Source organism: Bacteroides sp. 1_1_30 (genome assembly GCF_020982715.1).
Taxonomy (GTDB): Bacteria; Bacteroidota; Bacteroidia; order Bacteroidales; family Bacteroidaceae; genus Bacteroides; species Bacteroides xylanisolvens.
This window is the reverse complement of record NZ_JAJKHN010000055.1, coordinates 36,494-45,442: the sequence shown is the minus strand read 5'-3', so window position 1 is coordinate 45,442 and position 8,949 is coordinate 36,494. Positions and strand designations below refer to the sequence as shown.

Sequence of the window (8,949 nt, the reverse complement as noted above, 5' to 3'; positions counted from 1 at the left end):
CAAGCAACATTTCTTTCCAGAATTACATATTTGATGTAAAAACACTACAAAAACAATGGATTATAATTAAGTTCTGATAGAACTTATCTAAGTGTAAAAAGTGAGTTTAAATGTTTTAGGGCTATTTAATAATTTAAAAAGAGATTTATGAAGAAAAAATTAGCGCTGCTATTTGGATACCTTTTTATAGGTATCGGGCTGATAACAGCTCAAACGCAGAAAGTCACGGGGACAGTTATTTCCGATGATGACAAACAACCTGTTGTAGGGGCTTCAATTGTTGTAAAAGGCACTAACTTAGGTACAATAACAGACATAGACGGGCATTTCACATTATTGAATGTGCCAAATTCAGCAAAAATATTACAAATCTCTTATATCGGTATGAAAACGGAGTCGGTTTCTGTTCAACCGACTGTTAGAGTTATCTTAAAGTCTGATACACAACTGATGGATGAAGTTGTTGTGGTAGGTTACGGATCAGCAAAGAAACTAGGGTCTGTAGTCGGTTCGGTAACAACGGTAAATAATAGCAAGATAGCCAATAGACCGGTTGCTAATGCCGGAGATGCATTACAAGGTCAAGTTGCCGGTTTACAAGTATTTACTCCCAGTGGAGAACCAAGTGGAAGTGTTGTAATGCGATTGCGTGGAGTCAGCTCGATCAATTCAAATACAGAACCTCTTTTTATTCTCGACGGCTCACCTATATCATCCGGAGCATTTACAGCATTAAATCCGAACGACATCGAAAGCATGACCGTATTGAAAGATGCTTCCTCAACAGCTATATATGGTTCTCGTGCTGCTAACGGGGTAGTAATAATGACTAGCAAGAAAGGAAAAATGGGACAGAAAGCCCGTGTTAGTATCAATGCGCAATATGGCTGGTCGAGAATGACTGGGGATAACATAGAGATGATGAATACCGAACAATGGCTTAACCTGCAGGAAATGCTGGACCCGGGAAAAGCATACGATACTACATTTCAAAAACGGAAAAAGTTCTATATAGATAATGGTATATCTACAGATTGGGCGGATGTCTTCTTCGGAGATGCAGCTCCTACACAACAATATGATGTAAATGTGGTCGGTGGTTCCGAAGGTATCAACTATTATATTTCATTTGGACATTATGATACAGAGGGGATTATGGATGATTCCTCATTGCGCCGTGAGACTTTGCGCAGTAATGTGGAAGTAAAGGTGACCGGCTGGCTGAAAGCCGGGATTAACGTGAACCTTTCCTATCAGAAATATAACACGACAACTTTCGGAACGGAAGCTAATAGCGTTTATAATAAAGCGTATGCTGCCCGTATTTATCGTCCTGACCAAACAATAAACGAGATATTGACAGACGAAGAAGGCAACTTTACAGGCTATGGAAAACGATTGGACTATTTTGACGATATGGGATATTATAATCCGTATTACTTGGCAGAACTTCAACCGAATGACCGGAGTACGGTACGTATCAATGGCAATACCTTCTTTAATATAAACCCAATAAAAGGATTGAATATACGTACCTCGCAGGCAGTAGATGCCTTTGATTATCGTAACTCCCATAAAGCCTATCCGGAAGGCCCTTTTGAAGGGGCAGGGGTGGCGTCCGAGTCTTTCGAACGTTATTATTCATTTACTTTCACCAATACGGCGGAATATAAGTTCAGTCTGTCAGACAAGCATCTTTTTACCGTGTTGGCCGGTCAGGAGTCCATTATCACAAAGAATGAGAATTTCTCGGCAACTTCTAAAAAAATGGTAGACTCACGAATGATGCTGATGGCAGCTGGAGCAGAGTCAGAAGTGCCGATACATTCGATGTATGAGAAGGTTTTCAATTCTTATTTCGGCACAATCAGTTATAGTTTCGCTGATCGCTATTATGTCGATTTGGCAGCACGGCGGGACGGTTCTTCTCTGTTTGCCAAAAACAACCAGTGGGCAAACTTTTATTCTTTGGGAGCCATGTGGGATATGAGAAAAGAGAATTTCCTGCAGAACGTTTCATGGTTGAACAGTTTACAGTTGAAAGTGAGCTATGGAACAACTGGTAATTCCGGTATCAGCGCCTATAATGCGTTGGCATTGGTCGGCTCCGGTTTGCTGTATAACGGACAACCGGGTATTGCTCCTTCTACCGTCGGAAATGATAACCTGACATGGGAAAGCATGAAAACACTGAATGTAGGCATCAGTACAAGAGTGTTTGACCGCTTTTCTGTAGAACTGGAATTTTATAACCGTCAGACGGACGATATGTTGATGGGTTATCCATTGTCATACACTACCGGACATGGTAGTAGTGTGGAAAATGTAGCAAGTATGCGTAATCGTGGTTTCGATATTACTCTGGGAGTGGATATTCTGAAAACGAGAGATTTCTCATGGAGTGTCTCCGGAAACCTGAATTATAATAAGAATGAAATAACTAAACTGTTTAACGGATTGGATGAATATACCTTGCCCGATACTGGTTTAAAAATGAAGGTCGGCAAACCTTGGGGAGAATATTACTATGTGAAATGGGCAGGAGTCGATCCGCGTGACGGATATAATATGTGGTACGACAAAAATGGAAATCTGACTAAGAGTTACTCCGAAGAAGATGCAGTTTTTGTCGGCAAACAACGCTATGCACCATGATCCGGTGGCTTTGGCACCCAGTTCGGATGGAAAGGGATTTCTGTTAGTGCCGACTTCTCTTTTATGCTAGGCCAGTATATGTTGAATAATGAGCGCTTTTTTACAGAGAATCCCACTTTTGCAGGTTCGGACAATCAAACTGTAGAAATGCTTACCATGTGGCAGAAGCCGGGAGATATAACCAGAATTGCCACTCCCGACTCCCCGATGCAGTTTGATACGCATTTACTGGAAAATGCTTCATTTATGCGTATGAAAAACCTGACTGTCGGGTACACCCTTCCGGCCAAACTGATTCAGAAAACAGGAGTAATCAGTAACGCCAGAATCTACTTTGTAGGACGTAATTTACTCACAGTGACTAAATATAAAGGATATGACCCGGAAGTAGACAGTAATATCCAATTGGGTAACTATCCCAATACGAAACAATATTCTTTCGGAGTCGAACTAACTTTCTAAAAACATAAAGAATGGTGAATATGAAGAAAATATCTATGATAGCATTGACTATACTGACACTTGGGGTGAGTTCCTGTGATATGGATAAAATGCCATACGATGCTGTTCCTACAGAAGAAGCGTTAACGACCATAGTCGGTTTTGAAGAAGCACGTGCCGGTATCTATTCCGTATATTTAGGACTGACAGGAGGAAGCTATGTATTAGCTCCGGAAGTTCAGGCAGATGCCTTTAATGCAGTGGCGGATTTCTCTAATAAATATGGTGAGTTGCACCGTTGGACTTTCGAGAGTACCAACTCTACCGTAGAAACAATCTGGTCGAACTACTATGCCGCTATCGGACGTGTCAACTTCTTTATTGACGGGGTCGGTAAGATCGATGAGAACCCGGAAATCGAATTGACTGAAACCCAAAGACAACAGATTAATGTATATGAGGGAGAAGCGTATTTTACAAGAGCATACTGCTACTTTTATCTAGCTACTTTATTTTGCCGCGATTACGATGTAGCTACCGCAGCAAGTACTCCGGGACTGCCGCTTCAGGTAAAATATGAGCCTAAACTTTCTGCTACCCAATATCCGGGACGATCTTCACTGGAAGATACTTACAAACGGATATTGGAGGACCTCGAAGAAGCCGAAGAACGTATAGAGACTGCAAAAAATGGCATTGCTGATTATGACAGGTATATTAATGGTGCATACGTGACAGTCAACACGGCTCCCAAGAATTGTGGGAATTATATCACGGTAGATGTAGTGACTGCCTTGAAAGCGCGTGTTGCCCTACAAATGGACGACTATGAAAATGCAGCCAAATATGCAGGTGACCTGGTTAATTCGAACAGATATCCATTATCGAACACAGCAACAGATTTTGAAAGCGTATGGAAGAATGACAAGGGAACGGAAACCATCTGGCAGATTGCCATGACTAGTGCCGACGATGCCGGTGTACCTCTGGGGACTATTTTCATTGGTTATCCGACTACAAAGAAGGATTATATTCCTACACAAACACTGATTGACTTATACAATGAAAAAGATATCCGGCTAAAGACTTATTTCGGAAAATATCACTTAACCGTATCGTCAGGTAATGCGGCGGATATCTATTTCTTTAATAAATATCCAGGCAATGAATATTACAATGCATTAGGAAGCGAAACACGCTATTTGAATCAGCCGAAACCATTCCGAATTGCTGAAATGTATCTGATTGCCACTGAAGCTAATGCAAAGATTGGAACGGCAGCTGCTGTGAAAAAGGGTAATGACGCTTTGAATGCATTAAAAAAAGCGCGAATCGAGGGATGGACTGATGCAACCTACGATCAAGAAGCTTTATTAAATGAAATCATGAACGAACGGGAACGGGAGCTTGTAGGTGAAGGATACCGGTTGATGGACCTGAAACGTTGGGGGAAAGGTGTGAAGCGTGGAAAACCGCAAAGCAAAGGACTGGTGCTTTTCCCGGGACAAGCAAGTACTGACGGACTGGATAAACCTGTGGATGACCAGCGAATGCTTTGGCCTATTCCTAAAACAGAAATGGATGCCAACCCTCAATTGGCAGGTCAGCAAAATCCGGGATATTAATCAATGAATAACGTAAATTATCAAACACTTGAGTAAAATGAACTATCTGAAAATATACACCCTTCTTCTATGTGCCGTTCTGATCGCCGCCTGTTCGGACGATGAGGAACAGTTTAATTCCGGAGCGGCTACGGTAAACTTGCAGGAAACTGCAATGACGGTGAAAGAATCTGCCGGTTTGTGTACTGTGCCTGTTGTTGTGACGGGCGAACATACCGGAACTATCCGTGTGACGTTCGAATTAAAAGATCATAATGCCAAAGAGGATGAAAACTATATTGTCACAACCAAAACGTTACTTATTCCTGCCGGGCAGGAAACAATGAATTTTGAGTTTAAGACCGTTGATGACAAGCTTGTTAATGACGACCGTTCTTTTGATGTTGAAATTGCCGATGTGAAAGGGGCGTCTATTGGTGAGAACAAGCGACTGACGGTGACTATCAAAGACAATGATTCCAGTTTTTATGAAACGCTTTCAGGAACTTGGGTATTTACCGGAACGGCTTCTGCCACCAATGTTTCCAATGTGCCAGTGGGATTCTCCGTTAGAGTAAATACAGCGGAAGAAGGCACGGAGGCATACGAACACTATCTGGTCTGCTCGAATAAGAATGGATTTGATCCGGATAATGATATTGAATGGGAATTTAGTTGGCGGTTGCATTATGAATATGATTCGGAGGCGCAGAAAACTTACCTGTCCATTGTGCCGGGTGAAGATGTCGCTTCTTATGGCCCGTATACTATTCGTTTCAGGAGACTGGCTTTGGACGGAAGTACTTCTGACGTATATCGCGGAGAATATGATGTTGAAACTAAAACTGTCACTTTCGAGAATGCCAATTTGATAGGCGATATGTATAAGGACGGCTTGATACAAATACAGAAATTCAGGCTATTTGGCTGTAAGATGGAACACATCAGATAAAACAAGATTATTAACATAACAAATAAAAGAACTTATGAGAGCATTAATTGTCTGCATTACGTTGTTGTTCGCTTTTCTAACTTGTACTATGGCACAAATACCATCAGTCAAGGTTGAAAATGCGAAAGGAGCACAGGTAAACACCTCCTCCCTGATTAATCACAAAACACCTATGATTATTTCTTTTTGGGCAACAACCTGTAAACCATGTATTCGTGAATTGGACGCTATAAATGAACAATTGCCCGATTGGTTGGAAGAAGCCAATTTCCGTGTAGTAGCTGTTTCGACAGATGACAGCCGTTCTACTGCTAAAGCGCGTGCATTGGCAGAGGGACATGGATGGGATGATTTTATCATGTTGTACGATAAAAATCAGGAATTCATGCGAGCTATGAATGTAAGCCTGACTCCACAGGTATATGTAGTGGATGCCGATGGGAAGATTGTCTATTCACACACTGGGTACGCGCCGGGAAGTGAGCTGGAACTACTGAAAGCGATAAAAAAACTACAGAAATAGAAACTGTTATTATTCATAGATAAACGCAATGACATGACTAGAATAAGAATTCAGGTGTTGGCTTTAGTAGCGTTAGCGTCTACTCTAACCTATGCGCAGCAAGATAACAAAAAAGGTTATCTGACAGGGAGCTTTGAAACGAATACGATTTACTACAAGGATGATAGTAAGACAAAAGCAGAATCTCCGGAAGATCATTTCGGTTCGAACAATTATCTGAAACTGGATTACTATCAAGGCAAGTTTGCCGTAGGTGTACAGTTGGAAGCCTATGAACCGGTACTGGTGGGATACCCGACAGAATTGGAGAAAGCAAAACTAACCAACTATTACGTATCTTGGGCCGACAAGGATTTTTCCGTAACAGCGGGTACATTTTATGAGCAGTTTGGGAGTGGACTGCTATTCCGTAGTTGGGAGGACCGTATGCTTGGTTTGAATAATGCGGTGATGGGAGCACGTTTTACCTACAATTACAAGAATATTGTAAGGTTGAAGGCCATTTGGGGAACTCCACGTTTTGGTATGGACTTTTCCGATACACAAGTACGTGGCGTAGATGTAAGTTTCTCCTTATCTGAAATGCTTAGTTGGCAAAATACATCCTTGAGTATCGAAGGAGGGGCATTGAACCGGTATGAGAAAATCAATATCGACCTCGAAGAAGAAGGGGGAAAACCTTATTCGAATGGCTTCTCGGGACGGGTAAATTTTGAACGCTCCGGATTTACAGCGAAAGGTGAATATGTGGACGGTGGCAATAAATATTATAATTTCATTCATGATGACAAACTTTATGCAAGGAAACGTGCCAATGCGCAATTGCTGGAGCTGGGATATAGCGGCAATGGGTTGGGGGTAAATCTGACCGGGCGCCGTTTGGAATGGATGAATAGTGAGATTATTGCCGGTAATGGTTCGACTTCGAATCTGTTGAATTATGTCCCGGCTATGAGTACGCAATATACCTATATGTTGACCAACTTGCATCCTCATACTCCACAAATAGGAGATGTGACAAATGCAGTTAGCGGTGAGATGGGCGGACAATTGGATGTCTTTTATCATTTCAAAAGAGGAACGGTCATTGGAGGTAAACGCGGTTTGAAATTACATGCTAACTTTTCTACCTATTATGCTTTAGAAAAAGAAGGAACAGCCCAGATAGGTAACTTGGCATTTCGTGACTTTAGTGTTGATGTGGAAAAGCAATGGACAAAGTCATTCAAAATGAACTTGCTTTATTCTATGCAAGAATATAGCCCTTCGTACGGAGCGAATAAAACGACTAATCTGTCGAATATTTTTGTAGCAGATTTACAATATAAGTTCACGCCTTCTTTTTCAACTCGCGTGGAGTTGCAATACCTAACTACAAAAGAAGATCAGAAGGACTGGATGGCAGCTCTGTTGGAGATAAATTTTGCTCCGGCATGGAGCATTTACGGAAGTGATATGTATAATCACGGCAAGGATAAAATCCATTATTACAATGTGGGAGCCAGTTATGCCAAGTCACGTACGCGTATAGCCTTGAGTTATGGTCGTAACAAGGAAGGGTACGTCTGCTCTGGTGGAGTTTGCCGGACGATTCCTAAATATACAGGTGCTAACCTGACTATAACTACTTCATTTTGAGTTCATCGAAACATTTATTAATTAGAATATAGAATATGAGAAAATTTACAATGTTTTTTATGTCAAGTCTGATATGCTTGTGCGGATGTTTTACAGCGTGCAGCGGCAATTCTGACGACAATGGTGAAGAGCCGGATAACGGCGAAGTGACAGGACCTATTACTTTGACTGTGGATAAAGCCAAGATTGAAGCCAATGGAACAGATATGGCGACTTTTACGGTGACTGATGCCAATGGAAAAGTAGTGACGACTTCCGAATATATGAAGAATGTATATTTTGAAGATGTAACTACCGGTGATTATTTGGAGAGACGGACCAATACGTTCTCGGCAGTAGAGAACGGGACACATAAGTTTAAGGCATATTACCTGGACTGGGAGTCGGATGAAGTTTCCGTAACCGCACAGAATCGTAAGAATTATGAACTTTTCTATCGTAAAGTAGGTGTCTTCAAAATGACGGGAACTTGGTGTACTTATTGTCCGGCCATGACTTCGGCATTGAAGAAAGTGGAAGAGCTGATGCCGGGACGTATGGTAAAAATGGCTTTTCATTCTTCCAGCAGTTCCGCCACTGACCCGTTCCATTTGTCACAGACAAGCACAATCATGGGCCGTTTTGGAGCGTCCGGTTTTCCTACCTGTATCTATGATTTGAAAGTCATGTCGATAGACAGAAATGTGAGTGCTATTAAACAGACTTTACAAGACCAAATCCGACAATATCCGGCAACCTGTGGAATTAAGGTAAATACATCTTATAATTCTTCTATGGGTGAGATTACGGTGAATGCCGCACTGAAGTCGAGCCAAGGAGGAGAATATGACCTTGTTTATGTCTTGGTGACTGATGGTTTGACGGCATCCGGAGGAAACGAGACCTCGTACGATTATACAGTAAGAGCTATTTCCAACAATTACCTGTCGATGTCAACCGACGGACGGTTTACTGTGAAGGCAAACGAGGAGCACACTGCCGCAACTTTCAGCATTTCTAATGCAAAGAACCTGAACCCTGCCACATCACGTGTAGTGGTTTATGCATTGCGTAAAGTGGATGACGCATATATGGTGGATAATATAACCGAATGTTCTATCAATGGTAGCATAGACTATCTCTATAATGATTGAGGC

The 8,949-nt window shown here is 41.8% G+C and carries 5 protein-coding genes and 1 pseudogene; all 6 read left to right on the top strand.

Annotation, left to right across the window (positions count from 1 at the left end; translation table 11 throughout):
* The first annotated feature begins 147 nt into the window (after positions 1 to 147).
* The 6 genes and pseudogenes from LPH68_RS16475 to LPH68_RS16450 all read left to right on the top strand — a co-directional run bounded on the left by LPH68_RS16475 (position 148) and on the right by LPH68_RS16450 (position 8,946).
* Positions 148 to 3,117: pseudogene (locus LPH68_RS16475) on the top strand (SusC/RagA family TonB-linked outer membrane protein).
* Positions 3,118 to 3,137: 20 nt separating this feature from the next.
* Entirely contained in the window at positions 3,138 to 4,721 is a 1,584-nt protein-coding gene (locus LPH68_RS16470; RefSeq protein ID WP_225483451.1) for a RagB/SusD family nutrient uptake outer membrane protein, read from the top strand.
* Between the two features lie 37 nt (positions 4,722 to 4,758).
* Entirely contained in the window at positions 4,759 to 5,652 is an 894-nt protein-coding gene (locus LPH68_RS16465; protein ID WP_004313107.1) for a Calx-beta domain-containing protein, read from the top strand.
* 34 nt (positions 5,653 to 5,686) lie between these two features.
* Positions 5,687 to 6,175 (top strand): TlpA disulfide reductase family protein, encoded by a 489-nt coding sequence (locus LPH68_RS16460; RefSeq protein WP_118196520.1) that lies wholly within the window; start codon positions 5,687 to 5,689, stop codon positions 6,173 to 6,175.
* 33 nt (positions 6,176 to 6,208) lie between these two features.
* Positions 6,209 to 7,813 (top strand): DUF6029 family protein, encoded by a 1,605-nt coding sequence (locus LPH68_RS16455; protein WP_060451191.1) that lies wholly within the window; start codon positions 6,209 to 6,211, stop codon positions 7,811 to 7,813.
* A gap of 35 nt (positions 7,814 to 7,848) precedes the next feature.
* Entirely contained in the window at positions 7,849 to 8,946 is a 1,098-nt protein-coding gene (locus LPH68_RS16450; RefSeq protein WP_008640462.1) for an Omp28-related outer membrane protein, read from the top strand.
* Positions 8,947 to 8,949: the final 3 nt, after the last annotated feature.

What these genes read in the sequence shown, in the direction of transcription:
- LPH68_RS16455 (WP_060451191.1), top strand. Translation starts at nt 6,209, where the DNA reads ATGACTAGAATAAGAATTCAGGTGTTGGCTTTAGTAGCGTTAGCGTCT.
- LPH68_RS16450 (WP_008640462.1), top strand. Translation starts at nt 7,849, where the DNA reads ATGAGAAAATTTACAATGTTTTTTATGTCAAGTCTGATATGCTTGTGC.
- LPH68_RS16460 (WP_118196520.1), top strand. Translation starts at nt 5,687, where the DNA reads ATGAGAGCATTAATTGTCTGCATTACGTTGTTGTTCGCTTTTCTAACT.
- LPH68_RS16470 (WP_225483451.1), top strand. Translation starts at nt 3,138, where the DNA reads ATGAAGAAAATATCTATGATAGCATTGACTATACTGACACTTGGGGTG.
- LPH68_RS16465 (WP_004313107.1), top strand. Translation starts at nt 4,759, where the DNA reads ATGAACTATCTGAAAATATACACCCTTCTTCTATGTGCCGTTCTGATC.